16 protein-coding genes are annotated in these 20,893 nt (G+C 75.1%); 8 read left to right on the top strand and 8 right to left on the bottom strand.

Features of this window, described 5'->3' with window-relative positions:
- Positions 1–65: 65 nt before the first annotated feature.
- From QSK00_RS01790 to QSK00_RS01765, 6 genes are all read left to right on the top strand, one after another.
- Positions 66–2,819, top strand: a complete 2,754-nt coding sequence (locus QSK00_RS01790) for an ATP-binding protein (protein ID WP_285586834.1) — start codon at positions 66–68, stop codon at positions 2,817–2,819.
- A gap of 87 nt (positions 2,820–2,906) precedes the next feature.
- Positions 2,907–3,065, top strand: coding sequence for a hypothetical protein (locus QSK00_RS01785; RefSeq protein ID WP_285586833.1), 159 nt, complete (start codon positions 2,907–2,909; stop codon positions 3,063–3,065).
- Positions 3,062–3,736 (top strand): hypothetical protein, encoded by a 675-nt coding sequence (locus QSK00_RS01780; protein ID WP_285586831.1) that lies wholly within the window; start codon positions 3,062–3,064, stop codon positions 3,734–3,736. Before QSK00_RS01785 ends, QSK00_RS01780 begins: the two co-directional genes overlap by 4 nt.
- A gap of 11 nt (positions 3,737–3,747) precedes the next feature.
- Positions 3,748–7,017, top strand: coding sequence for a bifunctional cytochrome P450/NADPH--P450 reductase (locus tag QSK00_RS01775; RefSeq protein ID WP_285586829.1), 3,270 nt, complete (start codon positions 3,748–3,750; stop codon positions 7,015–7,017).
- A 94-nt stretch (positions 7,018–7,111) separates the two neighbouring features.
- The gene (locus QSK00_RS01770; protein WP_285587905.1) at positions 7,112–8,209 is read left to right on the top strand and encodes an aminotransferase class I/II-fold pyridoxal phosphate-dependent enzyme; all 1,098 of its coding nucleotides are present in this window, start codon (positions 7,112–7,114) and stop codon (positions 8,207–8,209) included.
- A 100-nt stretch (positions 8,210–8,309) separates the two neighbouring features.
- Complete coding sequence (locus QSK00_RS01765) at positions 8,310–9,497, top strand: FAD-dependent monooxygenase (protein ID WP_285586828.1); 1,188 nt, start codon at positions 8,310–8,312, stop codon at positions 9,495–9,497.
- 89 nt (positions 9,498–9,586) lie between these two features.
- Here QSK00_RS01765 and QSK00_RS01760 read toward each other — a convergent pair whose 3' ends face one another.
- The 3 genes from QSK00_RS01760 to QSK00_RS01750 are packed head-to-tail and all read right to left on the bottom strand — an operon-like array spanning position 9,587 to position 12,741.
- On the bottom strand, positions 9,587–11,257 hold the full coding sequence (locus QSK00_RS01760; RefSeq protein ID WP_285586827.1) for an amidohydrolase: 1,671 nt from the start codon (positions 11,255–11,257) through the stop codon (positions 9,587–9,589).
- 10 nt (positions 11,258–11,267) lie between these two features.
- Positions 11,268–11,534 (bottom strand): hypothetical protein, encoded by a 267-nt coding sequence (locus tag QSK00_RS01755; protein ID WP_285586825.1) that lies wholly within the window; start codon positions 11,532–11,534, stop codon positions 11,268–11,270.
- Positions 11,527–12,741 (bottom strand): PspC domain-containing protein, encoded by a 1,215-nt coding sequence (locus QSK00_RS01750; protein ID WP_285586823.1) that lies wholly within the window; start codon positions 12,739–12,741, stop codon positions 11,527–11,529. Before QSK00_RS01750 ends, QSK00_RS01755 begins: the two co-directional genes overlap by 8 nt.
- A gap of 164 nt (positions 12,742–12,905) precedes the next feature.
- Between QSK00_RS01750 and QSK00_RS01745 the strand changes: the two genes are divergently transcribed.
- Both QSK00_RS01745 and QSK00_RS01740 read left to right on the top strand, forming a co-directional pair.
- The gene (locus tag QSK00_RS01745; RefSeq protein ID WP_502871998.1) at positions 12,906–14,165 is read left to right on the top strand and encodes an ATP-binding protein; all 1,260 of its coding nucleotides are present in this window, start codon (positions 12,906–12,908) and stop codon (positions 14,163–14,165) included.
- A 1-nt stretch (position 14,166) separates the two neighbouring features.
- Positions 14,167–14,826 carry a response regulator gene (locus tag QSK00_RS01740; RefSeq protein ID WP_285586818.1) on the top strand — a complete coding sequence of 220 codons (660 nt, stop codon included), beginning with the start codon at positions 14,167–14,169 and terminating at the stop codon, positions 14,824–14,826.
- 10 nt (positions 14,827–14,836) lie between these two features.
- On the opposite strand, the gene QSK00_RS01735 is transcribed toward QSK00_RS01740, so the two are convergent.
- Genes QSK00_RS01735 through solA form a run of 5 tightly spaced genes read right to left on the bottom strand, consistent with a single transcriptional unit; the run spans position 14,837 to position 20,880 of the window.
- Positions 14,837–15,943, bottom strand: a complete 1,107-nt coding sequence (locus QSK00_RS01735) for a mandelate racemase/muconate lactonizing enzyme family protein (protein ID WP_285586815.1) — start codon at positions 15,941–15,943, stop codon at positions 14,837–14,839.
- Positions 15,944–16,882: a PDR/VanB family oxidoreductase gene (locus tag QSK00_RS01730; RefSeq protein WP_285586812.1), complete on the bottom strand. Its 939-nt coding sequence runs from the start codon at positions 16,880–16,882 to the stop codon at positions 15,944–15,946.
- On the bottom strand, positions 16,873–18,309 hold the full coding sequence (locus QSK00_RS01725) for an aldehyde dehydrogenase family protein (RefSeq protein WP_285586810.1): 1,437 nt from the start codon (positions 18,307–18,309) through the stop codon (positions 16,873–16,875). Before QSK00_RS01725 ends, QSK00_RS01730 begins: the two co-directional genes overlap by 10 nt.
- Complete coding sequence (locus QSK00_RS01720) at positions 18,306–19,703, bottom strand: aromatic ring-hydroxylating oxygenase subunit alpha (RefSeq protein ID WP_285586809.1); 1,398 nt, start codon at positions 19,701–19,703, stop codon at positions 18,306–18,308. The genes QSK00_RS01725 and QSK00_RS01720 overlap by 4 nt, the downstream gene beginning before the upstream one ends.
- Positions 19,696–20,880, bottom strand: coding sequence for an N-methyl-L-tryptophan oxidase (solA, locus tag QSK00_RS01715; protein ID WP_285586808.1), 1,185 nt, complete (start codon positions 20,878–20,880; stop codon positions 19,696–19,698). Before solA ends, QSK00_RS01720 begins: the two co-directional genes overlap by 8 nt.
- Positions 20,881–20,893: the final 13 nt, after the last annotated feature.

The raw sequence follows: 20,893 nt of genomic DNA, 5'->3' as shown, positions 1-20,893 counted from the left end.
TAACCGTCCGTGCGCGCACCGAGTCGATCCTGGACACGGCGCGCACGGCGGTGTGCGCTTCGTGGGTGTTCACCCGTGCAGCACGGCCCTTCGTCGGGCGCCGCGAGGAACTCCGCGCGATCGACGAGGTGGTCGCGGCGGCCCGGCGGGGCGAGTCGGGAACCGTCCGCATCCGCGGCGCCGCAGGCATGGGCAAGACCTCGCTGATCGCGCGGGCGGTCGACCGGGCCGCACCGGTGGACCTCCTCGCCGCGGCGGGTGACCCCGGCGAGTCGTCGTTGCCCTACGGCGTCGTCGACCAGCTGACGGCCGAGCTGCCCTCCGGGGTCCTCGCCCGGCACCCGCTCCTCGGCGCCGGGCGTCCGGCGGGGGCGGATCCCATGGTGATCGGGGCCGAGCTGCTCGCCGCGCTCGGCGAGGTGCCGGGGGCGGACCCCGTGGTCCTCGTCGTCGACGACCTGTCCTGGGTCGACGACCCGTCGGTGCGGGCCCTGGTGTTCGTCCTGCGGCGCCTGCGCCACGACCGGGTCGCGGTGCTGCTCGGCGTCCGGACCGGGGACCCGGACCTCCCCGACGACCCGCGGTGGGACCGCGTGCTGACCGGCGTCCGCGGGACCCGGGACCTCACCCTCGACGGTCTCGGGGCCGCCGAGCTCTCCGAACTGGCGGCCGCGGTCGGGCGTCCCTTCGGCTCCACCGGCGCCGCGGAACGGGTCCGGGAGCGCACCCTCGGCCACCCCCTCTACGCCCGGACCCTCATCGAGGAACTGCCGACCGAGGTCCTCGCGGCGACGACGTCCGACGTCCTGCCGGCCCCGCGCTCGCTCGCGGCCGTCGTCCTCGCCCGGCTCGCCCGGGCGGGCGGCCCGGCCCAGGCGCTGACCGTGGCCGCCTCCGTGCTGGGCGACGTGTGCCCGCTCGCCGACGCGGCGGCGCTGGCCGAGGTGGTGGAGCCCGGTGCGGTCCCGTCGGCGGGCCCCGGGCTCGCCGACGCGCTCGACGACGCCGTCCGGGTCGGGCTGCTCGAGGACCGCGGGCCGGGCCGCGTCGGGTTCGTCCACCCGGTGCTGCGCGCTGCGGTGTACGGCGACCAGCCTCCCGGCCGGCGGCGGTCGCTGCACCGCGCGGCGGCCACGCGGACCGACGGCCGGGTCGCCCTCACCCATCGCATCGCCGCGGCCGCGGGGCCCGACCCGCAGCTCGCGGCGGACCTCGAGCACTTCGCGGACGGGGTGCCGGAGGGGACGCCGTCGCCGGACGTCGCGGACCTGCTGCGGGCGGCCGCCGTGCTCTCGCTCGAGCCCGGCGAGCGGGAGCGGCGGCTCCAGCGGGGTCTGGCGGCCCTGCTCGCCGACGGGGAGATCGGGCGCGCGGCCGGCGTCGGCACGGAGGTCGCCGCCGGGCCGGCCGGCCCGGTCCGGGACGGGTTGCTCGGCCGGCTCGACCTGCTGCAGGGTCGCCTCGTCACGGCCCGCCCACTGCTGGAGGCGGCCATCGTCGGCGACCGGCCCGAGGCCCGCGCGGTCGCCTCCGCGGACCTCGCCCTGCTCGCCGTCCTCGAGGGCGACCCCGCCGAGGCGGTCGACCGGGCCGCGGCGTGCCTCGCCGACCCCGCGTCGGGCCCGGAGGCGCGCCGGCCCGCCGGGCTCGCCCTCGTGCTGGGGCTGCTCGCGCGGGGCCGGACCGCCGACGCCGACGCGGTCCTCGACCTCATCGCGGGCCCGCCCGGGGCGCGGACCCCGCTGCACGGCGACGTCCTGGTGCTGCGCGGGGTCCTCGCGGCGGCGCGCGACGACGACGCCACGGCGCTCCCGGCGCTCACCGAGGCGCTGGCGCTGGCCCGGTCGGGGGCGGCGCTGCGGACCTCGACGCTCGCCGCGGGCTACCTCGCGGTGGTCCGGGACCGGACGGGGGAGTCCGACGGGCTGGAGGCACTGGAGCTGGCGGTGTCGTCGGCCCGGGACGGCGGGCGCGGGTTCGCCGAGCGTCTGCTGCGCGGGTACGCCGCGACCCTGCGCGCCGTCCGCGGGCACGTCGACGCTGCTCGGGAGCACCTCGCGGCCGTCGACGACGGTCCGTCGTGGTGGGGTGCGCAGCTGGCGGTGGCCACCGCCGGGGCCCTGCTCGCCCTCGTGCAGGACGACCCCGCCGGGATGCTGCGGGCGCTGGAGCCGGTGTCCACACCCCAGGTGCTGGACCTGGCCGACGCGCTCGGCACCTTCGCCACCCGGGCCCTGCACGTCGAGGCGTTGGTGCTGCTCGGACGCCACGACGAGGCCCGCGCCGCGCTCGACGACCTCGACGCCCGGCTCGCGGGTCGCCCGCCCGGACAGGTCGCGGTCGACGCCGCGCGCCTGCGGGGGCTCCTCGCCCGGGCCGCGGGGGACGGCGCGGCCGCCCGCCGCCTCCTCGACGACGGGCTGGTGCTCGCCGCGGCGACGGCGGCGCCGCTGGCCACCGCCCGGCTGGAGACCGAGCTCGGGCGGCACCTGCTGGCCACCGGGGAGCGGCGACCCGGCGTCGACCTGCTCCGGACCGCGCGCGACCGGCTGCGGGCGCTCGACGCCACCCCGTTCCTCGCGACGTGCGAGGACCTGCTGCACGCGGCCGGGCTCACCCCGGCCTCCGCGGACGAGAGCCTGGGCCTGACCCCGCACGAGGAGGCGGTCGTCGCCCGGGTGGTGCGGGGGCTGACCAACCGCGAGGCGGCGCGGGAGCTGTTCGTCTCGCCGCGCACCGTCGCCTACCACCTCAGCAACGTGTACGCGAAGCTCGGCGTCGCCACCCGCTCCGAGCTGCGGGAACGCGTCACCGGGTAGTCGACCCGGTACGCCGCGTCCACTGGCAACCCGACTGGAAGGCCCGACCGGGGCCGACCCGTCGTCGGGAACGCGACGCTGGCGGACATGCGGGTGACACTCGAGCTCGTCCGGACCTCGGACGGGCGTCTGGAGGGCTCGGCCACCGTGGGGGCCGGGCCGGAACGGCGGTTCTCCGGGACCCTGGAGCTGCTGCGGATCCTGCTGGACCTGCCGCCCGAGAAGCGGGCGGTGACGCCGCGATGAGCCCGGCCCGGGTGGCCGCCGCGAGCGGGATCGCGTTCGTCGCGCTGTTCGCCGCCGCCATGGTGCTGCTCGACCGCGCGCCGCACCTCGACGCCCCGGACGCGGCGTACGCGGCCTTCTACGCCGGGGGCGGCGACACGCTCGTCGTCGCGATCGGGCTCTACCTCGTGCCGCTCGCAGGCATCGCCTTCCTCTGGCACCTGACCGCGATCCGGGCGCTGCTCGACACGCTGACCCCCCGCCCGTCCGGGATGGCCCACGGCCTGAACCTGCTGGCCGGCGTCGTGTTCGTGACGATGCTCTTCGCCGGGACGGCGGCCCTGGGCGCGATCGCGTTCGCGACCTCGCGCGGCAGCACCGTGCCCCCGGATCCGACGACGGCCCGCGCCCTCACCGCGCTGGGCTACGGCCTGGTCTTCGTCTTCGCCGTCCGCGGCGCCGGCATGTTCGTCCTCACGACGACGACGCTGCTGCGGGTCGGCGGCGTCCTGCGCCTGCCCTGGGCGGTCGTCGGCTGGCTCCTCGGCGCCTTCCTGCTGCTCGCCGCGACGAACGACCCGGCGGCGCTGCTCGTCCTCCCGGCCTGGGTGCTGCTGATCGCCGTGGCGCTGCTGCGCCACCGCAGCCCCGCCGACACCCCCGATCCCACCCCGACCGTCGTCGAGCACTGAAGGAGGCCCCCGTGGCCGAAGCGATCCCGGACCGTCCCGAGGGTGCCCGCCCGATCCCCGGCCCGAAGCCCCTGCCGCTGATCGGCAACCTGCGCGACATGCCGTCCGGGCAGATGATGCAGAGCCTGCTCGAGCTCTCGAAGCAGTACGGGCCGATGTTCGTCCTGCAGGCGGGGGACGGGCCCCGCTACATCGCCTCCGGCCTCGACATGATCGACGACCTCTGCGACGACACCCGGTTCGTCAAGTACGTCGGCGCCGGCCAGCGGGAGCTGCGCAAGAGCCAGGAGTCGGCGGGCCTGTTCACGGCCGACTCCGACGACCCGCTGTGGCGCAGCGCGCACGACATCCTGCTGCCCGCCTTCTCGCAGCGGGCGATCCGCGCCTACGTGCCGATGATGGTCGACATCGCCGAGCAGCTGCTGCTCAAGTGGGAGCGGCTGAACCCGGGCGAGGCGGTCGACGTCACCGCCGACATGACGCGGTTGACCCTCGACACGATCGCGCTCTGCGGCTTCGGCTACCGGTTCAACTCGTTCTACCGCGACTCCCAGCACCCGTTCGTCGACGCGATGATGAGCGCGCTGAACGAGAGCCAGGCCCGGCAGCGGATGCCCCCGGCGATGGTGCGGCTGCGCCGCGGCGCCGAGCGGAAGCTCCTCGCCGACATGCGCTTCATGTCGGACACCGTGCGGACCATTCTCGACGAGCGGCGGTCCTCGGGGGAACCGGGCGAGGACCTGCTGGGCCACATGCTGACGGGCACCGACAAGGCCGGGAACCCGCTGCCCGACCACAACATCGTCTCGCAGTGCATCACGTTCCTCATCGCCGGCCACGAGACGACCAGCGGCCTGCTCTCGTTCGCGATCTCCTACCTGCTCAAGGCGCCCGAGGTGGTCGCCCGGGCGCAGGCCGAGGTGGACGAGGTCCTCGGCACCGATCTGTCGGCCGTCCCCACGGCCGCCCAGATCGGGAAGCTCGGGTACGTCACGCAGATCCTCGAGGACACCCTGCGGCTGTGGCCCACCGCGCCCGCGTTCACCCGGCAGCCGCTCGTGGACACCACGGTCGGCGGCTACGAGTTCCGGGCCGGCACCCCGATCATCGCGGCGTCGATCGCCCTGCACCGCAACACCGACGTCTGGGGCGACGACGCCTGGGAGTTCAACCCCGACCACTTCGCCCCGGAGCGGGCCGCCGGGCGGCCGCCGAGCGCGTACAAGCCGTTCGGCTCGGGGGTCCGGGCCTGCATCGGGCGCCAGTTCGCGCTGCAGGAGGCCATCCTCGTGCTCGCCATGGTGCTGCAGCGCTTCGAACTGGTGGATCACGCGAACTACCGGCTGAAGATCAAGGAGAGCCTGACGCTGAAGCCGGACGGGCTCACCATCCAGGTGCGGCCCCGGCCGGGGCGGACGCGCAGCGGGCCCGTCGGGACGCCGCCGGTGGCCGTGTCCGAGCCGGCGGCAGCAGCCGCGTCCGCCCCCGTCGTCGGGGACCGGCACGGGACCCCGCTGCTGGTGCTGTTCGGCTCCAACCTCGGCGCGGCCGAGGAGATCGCCCTGCGCATCGCCCGCGACGGCACCGACCGCGGCTGGGCGACGACGGTGGCACCCCTCGACGACCGGGTCGGTGCGGTGCGGATGGGGGAGGCGTCGCCGTCCGCGGCGGACCTGCCGACCGAGGGCGCCGTCGTCGTCGTGACGGCCTCGTACAACGGGATGCCGCCGGACAACGCGGCCGCGTTCTGCGACTGGGTGCGGGGTCCGCGCGCGTCGGCCCCGGGCGTGAGGTACACGGTCTTCGGGTGCGGCAACCGGGACTGGGCCTCGACCTACCAGGCGATCCCGACCCTGGTCGACGAACGCCTCGAGGCCGCGGGCGCCACGCGGGTGCACCCCCGGGGCGAGGGTGACGCCCGCGGCGACTTCGACGGCCAGTTCCACGACTGGTACGCCGGGCTGTGGGACGCGCTCGGCACGGCGTGCGGGGTCGCGGCGGCCGACGCGGCGGCGGTGGCCGGCGGACCGCGCCTGCGCGTGTCGGTGGAGAACCGGCGCAGCGTCTCGCCGGTGGTGCGCTCGTTCGCGGCGGTCCCGGCCACCGTCGTCGCGAATCGGGAGCTGACGGCGCGGGCCGATGCCCCCGGCGGACGCTCGGTGCGCCACGTCGAGCTCGCGCTCCCCGCGGGTACGACCTACCGGACCGGGGACCACCTCGGGGTGCTGCCCCGCAACGACGTCTCGCTGCTGAACCGCGTGATCGCGCGGTTCGGGCTCGACGCCGGGCAGTACGTGTCGATCGAGGCCACCGGCGGCGCGCCGACGCACCTGCCCACCGGCGAGCCGTACCCGCTGCTCGGCATCCTCGCGGGCTGCGTGGAGCTGCAGGACGTCGCGACCCGCCCGCAGCTCACGGCGCTGGCGGCCTCGCTGCCGCCCGGCCCGGAGCGGGACGACCTCACCGCGGTCGTCGCGGACGGCGACCGCTACCGGGCCGAGGTCGCCCGGCCGCGCGTCACGCTGCTCGAGCTGTGCGAACGCCACCCGTCGGCGGGCATGGAGTTCGCGGAGTTCCTCGACCTGCTCCCGGCGCTGCGGCCGCGGTACTACTCGATCTCCTCGGCGCCCGCGGTGACCGACGACGCGGCCCTGACGGTGGGGGTCCTCGACGAGCCCGCGCGCTCCGGGGAGGGCCGGTACCGCGGCACGGCCTCGACCCACCTCGCGGCGGTCCCCGAGGGCGGCACGGTGTTCTGCCTGGTGCGCGAGCCCTCGATCGCGTTCCGGCCGCCGGAGAACCCGCACCGACCGATGATCATGGTCGGCGCGGGGACCGGGATGGCGCCGTTCCGGGGCTTCCTGCAGGAACGGGGCGCGCTCGCCGCGCAGGGCGTGCCCGTCGCGGAGTCGCTGCTGGTCCTCGGGTGCCGCGACGCCGACGACGACCTGCTCTACGCCGACGAGCTCGCCCGCTACGACAAGGACGGGGTCGCCCGGCTGGTCACCGCGTGCTCGCGGACCGCGGGGAAGCCCCGCCGCTACGTCCAGCAGGCCCTCCTCGACGAGGCCGACGCGGTGTGGTCGCTGCTCTCCCAGGACGCGGTGGTCTACGTCTGCGGGAACGCGGCGACGATGGCGCCGGGCGTGCGGGCCGCCGTCGCCGAGGTGTTCCGGGCGCACACCGGGGCGGGCGAGGCCGACGCGCAGGCCTGGTTCGACGGGCTGCGGGCCCAGGGGCGCTACCTGGAGGACATCTGGGGGGAGACCGCGGTGGTGTAGGGCGCTGCGCGCTCGTGGGCACTTTCTGGTGCTATGGCTCCGGACAGTGCTCACGAGACCGGAGGTCACCTTGGCGACGACGATCTTCTCCGAGATGTCCGCGCTCGCCGTGCAGTACGACGCGATCAACCTCGGCCAGGGCTTCCCGGACACGCCCGGCCCGCTGGAGGTCGTCGACGCCGCCGTCGCCGCGATGCACCGGGGGCTGAACCAGTACCCGCCGGCGGTCGGCGTCCCCGCGCTGCGGGAGGCGATCTGCGCCCACCAGAAGCGGTTCTACGGGCTCGACCTCGACCCGGCCTCGCAGGTCGTGGTGTGCGCCGGGGCGTCGGAGGCGCTGTCGTCGGCGCTGGTGGCCCTCGTCGGCGCGGGCGACGAGGTGATCGCCCTCGAGCCGTTCTACGACCTCTACCAGGCGGCGTCGGTGCTGGTCGGGGCGTCCCTGGTGCCCGTGCGGATCAGTGCCCCGGACTACCGGCTCGACCCGGAGCTGCTCCGCGCGGCGGTCACGGAGCGGTCGAAGGTCATCCTGCTGAACTCGCCCCACAACCCGACCGGGGCGGTGCTCTCCCGCGCCGAGCTCGAGGCGGTGGCCGCGGTCGCGATCGAGCACGACCTGATCGTCATCACCGACGAGGTCTACGAGCACCTGCTCTTCGACGACGAGGTGCACATCCCCATCAGCACCCTGCCGGGGATGGCGGAGCGGACCATCACGGTCTCGTCGGCGGGCAAGACGTTCTCGGTCACCGGGTGGAAGATCGGCTGGGCGACCGGGCCCGCCGAGCTGATCGAGAAGGTGCTCGGCGTCAAGCAGTGGTTCTCGTTCGCCTCCGGGACGCCGCTGCAGCACGCGGTGGCGGTCGGCCTGGAGCTGCCCGACGAGCGGTTCACCTCGTTGGCCCACGACCTGCAGCGCAAGCGCGACCTGCTCACCGACGGGCTGCGCGACCTGGGCCTCGAGGTCTACCACTCGAAGGCGACCTACTTCGTCACGGCGGACATCGCCCCGCTGGGCGAGACGGACTCGCTGGAGTTCTGCCGCTCCCTGCCGGCGCGCGTCGGTGTCGCGGCGGTGCCGAACCAGGTGTTCCACGCGTCGCCGGACGGGGTCGGGACGCAGGTCCGCTTCGCGTGCTGCAAGCGGGACGAGGTGCTCGCGGACGCGTTGCTGCGGTTGCGGAAGCTCTAGGGCCCGTGTGGCAGGAAAGCGTCGTTGCTGTCATCCCGTGGCAGGAACGCCACATCGTCGATCCGGGTTTATCTTGGCCATCAAGAGATATTCTGGGTCCATGGGAACGCGCGTGGTGGTCGTCGGCGGTGGACCGGGCGGGGTGCTGCTGACGTACCTGCTCGCCCGGGGCGGGATGGAGGTGACGCTGCTCGAGGCGCGGCACGACTTCGCGCGGCGCTTCCGCGGCGACACCCTGGCGCCCGGCGTGCTGGAGTACCTCGACGACCTGGGGCTCGCGCGCGACCTGCTCGCCGAGGTGCCCCACACCCGCTCCGACGCCTTCCGCTGGCACACCCCCGAGCGGACCTACCGGCTGGTCGACTACCGGGGCGCCTCGACGCGGTTCCCCTTCTACGCGCTCATCCCGCAGGCCCGGTTCCTGCCGTGGCTGGCCGAGCGCGCGATCGGGTTCGGCGCGACCGTGCGGGTGGGGGCCCGCTTCAGCGACCTGCTCCGCGACGGCGAGCGCGTGACCGGCGTCCGTTACACCGTCGACGGCGAGCCGCACGAGCTCGCGGCCGACCTCGTCGTCGGCGCCGACGGCCGCTCGTCGAAGGTCCGGGCCGCGGCCGGGATCGGGGCCACCGAGCTGGGAGCGAGCCTCGACCTGCTGTGGGCCGCGGTGGACCAGCACGACGACGACCCTCCGTCGTCCGGTCTCGACCTCTTCGCCCGCCCCGGCGGCACGATCGCCCTGCTCGACCAGGGCACCGGGCAGTGGCAGCTGGGCTGGTCGATCCCGGCCGGGACCTTCCCCGAGGTGCGGGAGGCGGGGGTCGAGCCGCTGGTCGACGCCCTCGGGACGGTGCTGCCGTGGCTGGTCGACCGGGTGCGGGAGGCGGTGCGGTCGGTCAACGACCTCACGCTGCTGCCGGTCCGGATCACGACGGTCGAGACGTGGTCGCAGCCCGGCCTGGTCCTGCTCGGGGACGCCGCGCACGTGGTCAGTCCCGTCGGCGGCAACGGCATCAACCTCGCGCTGGCCGACGCCGCCGAGCTGGCCAACCTCGTCGTCACCGGTCAGGACCCGGCCGAGCTCGAGCGCCGGCGCCGACCCGCCGTCGAGAACGAGCAGCGCCGGCAGGTGCGCACCGAGCGGGCGGCGGCGCAGCGCAACGCCGCGGGGGTCACCGGCCCGCCGACCGTCCTGCGCGTGCTCTGCGCGATCCCCGGCTTCTCGAAGCTCGCGGCCCGCCGCTCGCGGGTGCCGATGGCGCCTCCCGTGCCGGCCATCGCGGGTCCCTGACGACGGGTCTGGTCGCCTCGGACCTGCGACGATGCGGAATTCCTGCCACTGGATGACAGCAACGACGCTTTCCTGCCACGGAGGTCGGGTCAGAGGCGGGAGTGCGTCCACTCCCCGCCCACCATCGTGGCCACCACCTCGACGTCGCCGATGCGGTCGGGGTCCAGGGCGGTGATGTCGTCACCGAGCACGACGAGGTCGGCGTGGAAGCCGGGCGCGAGCACCCCGCGGGAGGCCTCGTCGCCGGCGATCCAGGCGGTGTCGACGGTCAGCGAGCGGAGCGCCGTGACGGGGTCGACGCGCTCCTCCGGGCCGATGAGGCGACCGGACGACGAGCGCCTGGTCACCATCGCGGCCATCGTGCGCAGCGGGTGCCCGTCCCCGACGCAGGGGCGGTCGGAGGACGCGGGGACGCGGACCCCGGCGCGGAGGAACGACGCGTGCCGGTAGAGCAGGTCGGCGCGGGCGTGGCCGACCGCGAGGACCATCGAGTCGCCGATCTCGACCAGGAACCGCGCCTGGGGTACCGGCGTGATCCCGAGGGCGGCGAAGCGTTCGACCCCCTCGTCGGTGACGACGCCGGCGTGCTCGATCCGGTGCCGGACGGTCGGGCGGGGGAGGCGCGACTGCGCGTCGGCGAAGGCGTCGAGCGCGGCGGCGACGGCGCGGTCGCCGATCGCGTGCGCGGCGACCGTCCACCCCGCGAGGTGGGCGCCGACGACCATCGCGTGCATGTGCTCGGGGTCGTCCTGGTAGTAGCCGGCGTGGTCGCGGTCGCCGAACGGCTCGCTCATCGCCGCGGTGCGCGAGCTCAGGGCGCCGTCGAAGAAGATCTTCATGGGTCCGAGCCGGAGCCGGTCGTCGCCGAAGCCGGTGCGCACCCCGAGGTCGAGCCCGACGCCGTCACCACCCGGGACCTCGTGCAGGGCGGCGTCCACCGGCATGACCACGACCCGCTGGAGCAGCAGGTCCGCGTCCCGCGCGGCCTGGTAGGCGGCGAGCTCGCGCGGGGTGCGGCCCATGAAGCCGCCGGCGATGCCGCACTCGGTGACGTGGGTGAGGCCCTGCTCGGCGTACACCCGCGACGCCCGGCCGAGGGCGGCGGCGACGTCGTCGACCGGGTAGGGCCGCATGAGGTCGGCGATCAGCGGCTGCGCGGCCTCCTCGACGACGCCGGTCGGCTCGCCCGCGTCGTCGAGCACCACCTTCCCGCCCTCGGGGACCACCGCCGTGCCGCCGAGGATGCCCGCCTGCCGCAGGGCCGCGGTCGACGCGGCGCAGACGTGGCCGGACCGGTGCTGCAGGCGGACGGGGCGCCCGCCGGCGGCCCGGTCCAGCGCCGCGTGGTGCGGGGACCCGCCGAGCACGACGTCGTCGTAGCCGGAGCCGACGACGAACTCGTCGGGCCCGACCGTCGCCGCGCGCTCCGCGACCAGGGCGTAGACCTCGTCGAGGCTCCGGGCCCCCGACAGGTCGATCTCGGCGAGCGTCTGCCCGAACCACGCCATGTGGTTGTGGGCGTCGCCGAAGCCCGGCACCACCGTCGCGCCGCCGCAGCCGACGGTCCGCACCGCGGACCAGCCGGCCGGCAGCGACCCGTCGTCGAGAACGGCGAGCACCCGCCCGCCGTGGATCGCCAGTCCGCGGGCGGGACGGCCGAGGCCGTCACCGTCGAGGGTCAGGACGGCGGCGTCGTGCAGGTGCAGGTCGATCCGCAAGGTGGCCTCCGGCCGGGTGAGCAGAAATCCGTGTCCAGACACGGATTAGTGCTCACCTGCGCGCAGCGCACAACAGCGCCCCGCCCCCGATCACGACGGCGGCCCCCGCCAGGACCCAGCGCGGGTCCACCGCGACCAGCGTCGCCGGGCTGGCCATCGCCAGCCCCGCGAGGACGAGGCAGATGAGGCCGACCAGCAGGGCGATCGGGTCGCGTCGGCGCCTCGACGTGGTGGTGCCGGGCTGCGCGGCGTCCGGGTGGATGGTGGGCGCGTCGGTCGGGGTCGCCCAGGCCCGCGGGTCGTACCCGGACTCAGCCACGACGCACCGCCAGGTCACCCGCGCCGTTGCGGACGGTGAGGTCGATGACCTGCCCGCCCGGGCCGTCCGGCCCGAGGTCGACCAGGCGCGTCACGTCGTCGCCGGAACGCCCGAGGCAGTCGACGTCGCCGAGCCCGTTGGCGCAGGTCACCGTGACGTCCGCGGTCGCGGGGACGGTCACGGTGATGTCCCCGGCCCCCGACTCGACCGTGGTCCGGATCGGGGCGCCGGGGGCCGTGCGGGACAGGTCGAGGGTGAGGTCGCCGAACCCGGTGCGGTAGCCGGGCTGGACCTGGGCGGCCGTCAGCGGCGTCGCGACGAGGTCGCCCACCCCGCGCTGGTCCCCGACGAACCCGTCGCCGGTGTCGACGGGGTGGGTGGTGGCGTAGGCGCCGAACACGGTCGCGAGGACGAGGGGGATCGCGACGAACACGAGGCCGCGCCGCGGCCGACCACGCAGCCCCGCGACGACGAGCCCGAGCCCGACGACGGCGAGCGCGGCCGCCGGGATCCACGCCCCGGTCACCCCGGGGACGCCGAGCAGCAGCCCGACCGCGGCGAGGCCCGCGGCGACCAGCGCCAGCGCGAGGGTCACCGGGGTCAGCACCCCGCGGCGGCGCGGCTCCCGCGCCGCGGTGTCCCGGTCCCGACGTCGGGTCGGTGCCGGCTCCGGCGCGGGGTAGGCCCACGCCTTCGGGTCGGCACCCAGCGCGTCCCACTCCACCGGCGCCCCGAGGTCGACGGCGACGGCCGGCCGCACCCCGGGCGTCCCGGGCACCCCGAGGTCGGCGCGGGAGGTGTGCAGCACGTAGAGCGTCACCGCGGCCAGGGCCAGCGCGACGAACGTGACCACGCGGCCGCCGGTGGCGTTGCCGATGGTGGCGATCCCGACGACGACCGTCGCGATGACGACCAGCACCGGCGCGCCCCGGCCGCGGCCGACGGCCCGGTCCCGGCGGGGCGGGTCGGCCGGATCGGCGGGCAGCACCAGCCAGCCCAGCAGGTAGAGCAGGAGTCCGCCGCCGACGATCGCCCAGACGACGAACGCGATCCGCACCAGTGTCGGGTCGAGGTCGTAGCGCCGGGCGATCGCACCTGCGACCCCGGCGATCCTCGTGTCCTCGTGGCGGCGGGCGGGCCTGGTCTCCCACGCGCCCCGCGCGACGGCGGCGAGGTCCGTCCCGTCCTTGGTGGTAGCCCCGCTCATGGGCCCATCCTCTCGCTCCCGGTGGTGATGGTCCCCGAGCCTGCCGCCGCGAGCGAGGCCGATCGTCCGGGACGACCCCGGTCGCCGCCCCGGAGCGACCCCGGGATTTCTCGGGGTCACGCGAGTGGGGAACCCGAGGTCCGGGGGTCGCGCGCCGTGTGACGATGGCTCCCGTGACCAGCACCGAACCAGCACCGGCGGCGCCGGCCGTCGAGCGCCGCGTGCGCCGGCACCGCCGCGGCGCCGTGGTCGCGGGCGTCGCGGGCGGGGTCGCCGAGCACCTCGACGTGCCGGTGCTGCGGGTGCGCGTGGTGTTCACGCTGCTGTGCGCGCTCGGCGGGGCCGGGGTGCTGGCGTACGGCGCGCTGTGGATCTGCTGCCCGATGGAGCCGGCGGGCATCGAGCGGCAGGTCGACGACCGCGACCGCGTGCGCGGCTACGGCCTGGTCGCCCTCGGACTCGCCCTCGGGCTGGTGCTCTCGGCGGTCGGCGACCAGATCTCCGGCTGGATCCTCGGACCGCTCGGGATCGCGTTGGTCGGTGCCGCCGTGGTGTGGCGCGAGGCCGACGGCTCCGGGGCGTCGCGGCGCGCCGGCCGGATGCGGATCGTGTCCGGGCGGGGCGGCATCGTCCGCGCGGTCCTCGGGGCCCTGCTCGTGGCGGGCGGGATCGGCGCCTTCCTCGTCACGAGCACCGACGTCGGCGCGATCCGGTTCGGGCTGCTCGCGGCGACCGCGACGCTGGTCGGGGTGGTCGTGCTGACCGTCCCGTGGTGGATGCGGCTGGCCCGCGAGCTCACCGAGGAACGGCGCGAGCGCATCCGCAGCGAGGAGCGCGCCGAGATCGCCGCACACCTGCACGACTCGGTGCTGCAGACCCTCGCGCTGATCCAGCGGCACACCGAGGCGGCGGGGGACGAGACCGCGCGGGAGGTCCGGCGCCTCGCCCGTCGTCAGGAACGGGAGCTGCGGGACTGGCTCTACCGCGAGTCCCCCGACGACGAGACCGTCGCCGAGGCGACGTGCTTCGGGGCGGCGCTGCGCGCGGCCGCGGGGGCGGTCGAGGACGGGTTCGCGGTGTCGGTGGCGCCGGTGATCGTCGGGGAGGCCGCGTACGACGTGCGGACCGCAGCGCTCGTCGCGGCGGCCCGCGAGGCGATGACGAACGCGGCCAAGCACGCCGGCGTCGACGAGGTCAGCGTGTACGCCGAGTGCGAGGACGGGACCGTGAGCGTCTTCGTCCGCGACCGCGGCAAGGGCTTCGAGCCCGACGACGTGCCCGACGACCGGCACGGGCTCGCCGACTCCATCCGGGCCCGGGTGGAGCGGCACGGCGGGACGGTGCGGCTGCGGACCGCGCTGGGCGAGGGCACCGAGGTGGGGCTGACGATGCCCCGGACCGAACAACCGAGTGGGGTGGCCTGAGTTGGCTGACGAGGCACGCGTCTTCATCGTCGACGACCACGCCCTGTTCCGGCGCGGGGTCCGCGCCGAGCTGGAGGGCCCGGGGGCCCGCGGGGTGACGGTGGTCGGCGAGGCCGGCTCCGTGGGTGAGGCGGTCGCGGGCATCGGGCACTACCGCCCCGACGTGGTGCTGCTCGACGTGCACATGCCCGACGGCGGGGGCGCGGCGGTCCTCGCCCGGACCCGCACCGAGTACCCCGAGGTGGTGTTCCTGGCGTTGTCGGTGTCCGACGCGGCCGAGGACGTCATCTCCGTGATCCGGGCGGGTGCCCGGGGCTACGTCACGAAGACCATCTCGGGCCGCGACCTCGCGGACGCCGTGGTGCGGGTCAAGGCCGGCGACCCGGTGTTCTCGCCGCGTCTCGCGGGCTTCGTGCTCGACGCCTTCGCCGACCGCCCCGGGGCCGCACCGCCGGTCGACCCGGAGGTCGACCAGCTCACCCGCCGCGAGCGGGACGTGCTGCGCCTGCTCGCCCGCGGCTACGCCTACAAGGAGATCGCGGCCGAGCTGGTCATCTCCGTGAAGACCGTCGAGACCCACGTGTCGAGCGTGCTGCGCAAGACGCAGTCGTCGAACCGGCACGAGCTCTCGCGGTGGGCGAGCGACCGTCGGTTGGTGTAGCCCGGCCCGGTCAGGAGTAGGTCGCGACGCGACGGGTGAGGGAGGCGGGGTCCGGTGCGACGCCGAGTCCCGGTCCCTGCGGCACCGCGAGGTGTCCGTCCCGCACGACGACGGGTCGCTCCGGGTCGTGGTGCCCGTCGATGTAGTCCTGCGCGATCCAGACGCCCTCGAGCAGACGCGGCTCGACGGTGGCGGCGAGGTGCAGGCACGCGGCGGCGATCACCGAGCCGCCCCAGGCGTCGTCGACGGTGTGGGGCAGGGAGCGCAGGGCGCACAGGTCGCGGGCCTGCGCCGCCCGCGTCGGGCCGCCCAGCCGGGTCACCTTGAAGGAGAACGCGTCGGCGAGGCCTTCGGAGATCGCCCGCAGCACGGTGTCGACGTCCTCGGTGTTCTCGTCCAGCGCGACGGGATGGGCCAGCCGCCCGCGCAGCAGCGCCATCTCGGCGAGGGTGTTGCACGGTTGTTCGAGGACGAAGGGGACGCCGGCGGTGAGCCGGTCGAACTGCACGGCGTGGGCCACGGTCATCGCGCGGTTGGCGTCGACGGCGAGCCGCGCCCGGTGTCCGACGGCCTCCCACACGCGGTGCACGGTCTCCACGTCCTGCGCCAGGTCCCGCCCGCCGATCTTCACCTGCACGCGGGGGTAGCCGGCGTCGACGGCGGCGGCGGCGCTGACGGCGCTGTCCTCGGGGCTGCCGACGATCACCGAGTAGTAGGCGGGTACGCGGTCGACCAGGGCGCCGCCGAGCAGCGTGGAGACCGGGACGCCGAGCTCCTGGCCGAGGAGGTCGAGCACGGCGGTGTCGAGGGCGGCCTTGGCGTAGCCGTGCCCCGCGAGCAACTCGTCCATCCGCCGCGCGAGACGCCGGGGTGAGTCGATCTCCGTCCCGACGAGGCCGGGGGCGATCTGTTCGAGGGCGGCGCGGGCGCCGAGGGCGTGATGGGGCTGGTAGACCGGCCCGAGCGGGCAGGTCTCGCCCCAGCCGTGCCGTCCGTCGTCGGTGACGATCTCCACCAGCGTGCTGTCGAGCTCGTGCACCGTCGTGTGGGACATGCGGTAGGGCTCGCCGACCACCGGGAGCAGGGCCTGATGGACGTGGATGCGGTCGATCTTCATCTAGAGCTCCAGTCGGAGCGTCGGGTAGCCCCGTTCCGCGCGGGACACGCAGATCATCAGGCAGGTGTTCTCCGCCCGTTCGGCCTCGTCGAGCACGGAGTCGCGGTGCTCGGCGCGGCCGCCGAGGATCGGGGTCTCGCAGCTGCCGCAGGTGCCCTCGCGGCAGGAGAAGTCGACGGGGAGGCCGAGTCCCTCGGCGATGTCGAGGATGGAGGCCTCGGCGGGGACGGTCGCGGTGAGACCGGACGCCGCGAACTCGACCTCGAAGGCCTCGTCGGGCCCGCCGCCCCCGAGGACCCGGGGGGTGAAGCGTTCGAGGTGCAGGCTGCCCGTGGGCCAGTGCGCGGAGTGGTGCTCGACGGCGGTCAGGAGCGGTTCCGGGCCGCAGGCGTAGATCAGCGTGTCCGGGTGGACCTCGGCGAGGTGGTCGGCGAGCGGGAGGAGCCCGTGCTCGTCCTGGGGGACGACGGTGACCCGGTCGCCGTACCCGGCGAGCTCGTCGAGGAAGGCCATGGAGGACCGGGTGCGTCCGCCGTAGAGCAGGGACCAGTCGGCGCCGGCGGTGCGGGCGTGGGCGATCATCGCGAGGATCGGGGTGATCCCGATGCCGCCGGCGACGAACCGGTAGCGGGCGGCGGGGACGAGGTCGAAGTGGTTGCGGGGTTCGGAGACCTCGACGAGGTCGCCGACGTCCAGCTTGGTGCAGACGTACTCGGACCCGCCTCGCCCGGCGGGTTCGCGCAGCACCCCGAGCCGCCACGTGGTGCGGTCCGTCGGGTCGGAGGACAGCGAGTACTGGCGGACGACGCCGTCGTCCACGGTGACGTCGACGTGCGCCCCCGGCGACCAGGCGGGGAGGTCGTGGCCACCGGGGTGGGCCAGGGCCAGCGAGACGACGCCGTCGGCCTCGTCGCGGCGGTCGCGGACGATCAGGTGCACGGGGCCCTCCGGACGACGACGGTCTTGCGGGTCAGGTAGCTCTCCAGCGCGACCAGGCCGCGTTCGCGTCCGGTGCCGGAGAGTTTGGTGCCGCCGAAGGGGACCGCGGGTCCGCCGGCGAAGTAGTCGTTGACCATGACGTAGCCCGCGTCGACGCGGTCGGCGATGCGCAGGGCACGGTCGACGTCGGCGGTGTGGATGCCGACCCCGAGGCCGTAGTCCGTCGCGTCGGCCAGGTCGAGCGCCTGGTCCTCGGTGTCGAACTCCAGCACCGCCAGGACCGGGCCGAAGATCTCCTCGCGGGCGATCCGCATGGCCGGCCCGACGCCCGTGAAGACCGTGGGTGCCACGAAGTGCCCGGCGGCGGGCAGGGGCTGCGGCGGGGTGGGGGCGTCAGCGCCCTCGGCGCGACCGAGGGCGACGTAGTCGTCGACCCGCCGCCGGTGGGCGGCGGAGACCATCGGCCCGAGGTCGGGGTCGTCGGCGCCGGCCCCCAGGGTCAGGGCGCCGGCCCGGGCCCGGATGCGCTCGACGAGCTCGGCGGCGACGGCACGGTCGACCAGCAGCCGGGAGCCCGCGTCGCAGTACTGCCCGGAGTTGGCGGTGAACCCGGTGACGACCTGGCGGGCGACGTCGTCGAGCTCGGCGTCGGCGAAGACGATCTGCGGGCTCTTGCCGCCGAGTTCGGTGACGACCGGGGTGACGTGCTCGGCCGCCGCCCGCAGGACCGCCCGGCCGGTGGCGACCGAGCCGGTGAAGGTCAGGGACCCGATTCCGGCGTGCGCCGCCAGGGCGGCCCCGGCCTCCGCGCCGAGCCCGGTCACGACCTCGTAGGCGCCGGAGGGGAAGCCTGCGGCCTCGACGAGCCCGGCGAGGCGGAGAGCGGTGAGCGGGGTCTGCTCGGCCGGTTTGACGACGGCGCAGTTCCCGGCGGCGAGAGCGGGCGCCACACTGCGGCAGAGCATGGACAAGGGCGCGTTCCACGGGACGACGTGTGCGCTCACCCCGACCGGCTCGGGCACCGTGTACGCCAGCGAACCCGGGCCGAGCGGGATCGTGTCGCCCTGCAGGCTCGTGGCGGCGCCGGCGTAGTAGTCGAGGTAGCCGACGCAGCCGGCGACCTCGCCGCGGGCCAGGGAGAGCGGCTTGCCGGTGTCGAGCGACTCCAGGTGGGCGAGTTCCTCGGCGGCCGCGTCGACCTCGGCGGCCAGCCGTCGCAGCGCGCGACCGCGTTCCAGGGGCGGGGTGTCGCGCATCGCGCGGGTCGCACCCCGGGCGGCGGCGACCGCCCGGTCGACCTCGGCGGCCCCGCCCCGCGCGACGTGCGCGACGGTCAGCTCGGTCGAGGGGTCCTCGACGGGCAGCGTGCGCCCGTCGAGGGCCTGGTGGACGTCGGGGAGCGTGACCGGCACGCGGGTGGCGGTCACGGGTCCGGGAACATCCGCGTCATGGTGTCGCCGTCGTCGAGCGAGTCGCCGTCGGGGACCCGGTCGAGGCCGACCATCCGGTCGATGACCATGTTCTGGAACCGGTGGATCGGCTCCTCGAAGCGGAAGCACATCCGGCCGCCGCGGTAGGCGGGGTTCTCCAGCCCTTCCTGCACCCGCTCGACGATCTCGAGGTCCTGGCGGTTGACCAGGTCCCAGAACTTCGCGAGCTGCTCGATCCCGGCCTCGGCGCCCGGGTCGTCCGCCGACTCGGGGTGGGTGAGCAGGACCGCGGTCTCGACGGTGCGGTTCGCGGCGACGGGCCGGTTGAACAGGACGAAGGCGTGGTTGGGCAGCACGACCAGCGCCGTGGAGGGGAAGAGCCACACGAAGCGGCCGGCGTCGGCGTCCTGCGGCCCGAGCGTGCTCAGGGGCGAGAGCCCGTCCCAGCCGCCGGCCTCGGTGTTGCCCGAGACCGGGGTGGTGCACATGCCGGTGTAGAGCCCGGGGCCCTGCCAGCGGTAGTGGTCGGAGAACTTGGAGACCTGGTTGAGCTCGGGGTGGACCCAGGGCAGGTGGTAGTACTCCATGAAGTTCTCGCCGACGAGCTTGTAGTTCGCGGCGACGTCGTAGGTGAGGCGGCGCTGCGCGGACCAGTCGCCGAGGCGGTGGTCGGCGAACCGCTCGGGCAGGTCCCCCAGGGCCGTCGTCAGCGGCTGCGGGTCGGGCGAGAGGTTGACGAAGAGGAAGAAGCCCCAGCTGTCGACCGACACCGGGAGCAGGCCGTAGTCGGTCCGGTCGAAGCCCCTGGCCATCTGGTCGAAGACGGCTTCCTCGCCGGCCGGGACGTCGGAGCCCTCGAACAGCGGGGTGCCCAGGCACGCGCCGTCGGTGTCGTAGGTCCAGTTGTGGTACGGGCAGCGGATGCGGTTGCGGTGGCCGACCTCCCGGGTGTCGGCGTCGAGCAGCTTCGTCGCGCGGTGGCGGCACAGGTTGTGGAAGCCGCGCAGCTCGCCGTGGCGGTTGCGGGTGATGAGGATCGAGCGTCCGGCGACCTCGACGACGATGCAGCGACCCGGCCGGTCCACGTCCCCGACCAGGCCGACCGCGACCCAGCTGGAGGCGAACACCCTGTCCTGTTCCAGCGCGAAGAACTCCGGCGAGCAGTAGGCGTCCGGGACCAGGGTCGAGGCGAGATCCACGGGGAGCCGGGTCCGGGCATAGAGCTCCTCCTCGGTGAAGCGGGCCGGGTCGACCGGCCGCGCCGGGAGAGCGGCGTACGGGTCGGTGGGGCGGTCGACGGTCCCGGTCATCGCGGGGACTCCCTCCGGCGGCGGGTGCGGGGTGCGGGTCGGGACGGCGGCACGTTCGGTGACGAACCAGGGCTCAGACATGGAAGCTGCGCGGGAAGGTCGGGTCGGTCAGGGCCGGGCGGTCGAGCGCGAACGCGTCGATCGGGTGCGCCGGTGCCCGGTCGAGGGCGAGGTCGGCGAGCAGTGACCCGATCAGGGCGGCGAACTTGTAGGCGTGCCCGGCGCCGTTCGCGACCACGATCTGCGGGTGCTCGGGCAGCCGGTCGAGGATGAAGTTCTGGTCCGGCGGCACCGTGTAGAGGCAGGTCTTCGAGTAGAGCTCCGGGCCTCCGAACCGGGGCACGTGGTTCGCCAGGAAGTCGGCGTAGCGCTCGCGCCGCACGTCGTCCGGGACGAAGGAGCGGGTGTCGGCCGTGGTCTCCTCGCCGCCCATGTGCTGGCCGAGCTTCGTGGCGACCTCGCCGTAGACGGGGAAGCCGTAGAAGTTGTGGGCGCCGTGCCACATGAACACCGGGAACCGCGACGGCGCGAACTCGGCGAGGTGCGGCGTGGAGTAGTAGGTGACCTGCTCGCGCAGCACCGTCAGCGGCAGCTGCAGCCCGGTGTCGGCGAGCACCTGGTTGGTCCAGGCGTCGGCGGCCACGACCACCCGGTCCGCGCGGACGGTGTCGGTGTCGGTCACCACGAGGACGCCGTCGCCGTCGGGCCGGATCCAGCGCACCGGGGAGTGCGACCGGACCTCGGCGCCGTGGGCGCGGGCGAGCGCGAGGTGGACCGCGTTGGCGCGGGCGGCGTCGACGATCCCGGACTCGGGCTGGTAGAGCGCCTGCACGTCCCCGGAGACGGAGAACTGGGGCCAGCGGGCGACCAGCTCGTCGGCGTCGAGGAGCTCGTAGGCGTAGCCGAAGCGGTCGAACATCGCGGTGTAGCCCTCGATGTTGCGGCTGCCGGTCGCCGCGCCCCGCCGTGCGGCCCGGTCCTCGATGACGAGGCCGCCGGTGCGGGTCACGATCTGCTGCAACGACTCGCCCTCGACCTCGTCCCAGGCCTTGTAGGCGGCCGAGGCGAGCGCGGCGTACTGGGGCTGGTGCTGGGCGAGCCGGATGATCCGCGAGTGGTCCTGGGAGGCGCCCCGGGAGTGGCCGAGCTCGAACTGCTCGAGGCCCAGGACGCCGGGCCCGAGCTCGGTGGCGAGGCGGTACAGAGCGGCGGAGCCCAGCCCGCCACACCCGACGACGACGGCGCGATACGTGTCCATGACGGACTCCTGC

Source organism: Actinomycetospora sp. NBRC 106378 (assembly GCF_030269685.1).
GTDB lineage: Bacteria > Actinomycetota > Actinomycetes > Mycobacteriales > Pseudonocardiaceae > Actinomycetospora.
The sequence above is the reverse complement of the archived record's forward strand: the minus strand, read 5'-3'. Positions and strand labels throughout refer to the sequence as shown.

What these genes read in the sequence shown, in the direction of transcription:
- QSK00_RS01785 (WP_285586833.1), top strand. Translation starts at nt 2,907, where the DNA reads ATGCGGGTGACACTCGAGCTCGTCCGGACCTCGGACGGGCGTCTGGAG.
- QSK00_RS01780 (WP_285586831.1), top strand. Translation starts at nt 3,062, where the DNA reads ATGAGCCCGGCCCGGGTGGCCGCCGCGAGCGGGATCGCGTTCGTCGCG.
- QSK00_RS01770 (WP_285587905.1), top strand. Translation starts at nt 7,112, where the DNA reads ATGTCCGCGCTCGCCGTGCAGTACGACGCGATCAACCTCGGCCAGGGC.
- QSK00_RS01765 (WP_285586828.1), top strand. Translation starts at nt 8,310, where the DNA reads ATGGGAACGCGCGTGGTGGTCGTCGGCGGTGGACCGGGCGGGGTGCTG.
- QSK00_RS01750 (WP_285586823.1), bottom strand. Translation starts at nt 12,741, where the DNA reads ATGAGCGGGGCTACCACCAAGGACGGGACGGACCTCGCCGCCGTCGCG.
- QSK00_RS01745 (WP_502871998.1), top strand. Translation starts at nt 12,906, where the DNA reads ATGGCTCCCGTGACCAGCACCGAACCAGCACCGGCGGCGCCGGCCGTC.
- QSK00_RS01735 (WP_285586815.1), bottom strand. Translation starts at nt 15,943, where the DNA reads ATGAAGATCGACCGCATCCACGTCCATCAGGCCCTGCTCCCGGTGGTC.
- QSK00_RS01720 (WP_285586809.1), bottom strand. Translation starts at nt 19,703, where the DNA reads ATGTCTGAGCCCTGGTTCGTCACCGAACGTGCCGCCGTCCCGACCCGC.
- solA (WP_285586808.1), bottom strand. Translation starts at nt 20,880, where the DNA reads ATGGACACGTATCGCGCCGTCGTCGTCGGGTGTGGCGGGCTGGGCTCC.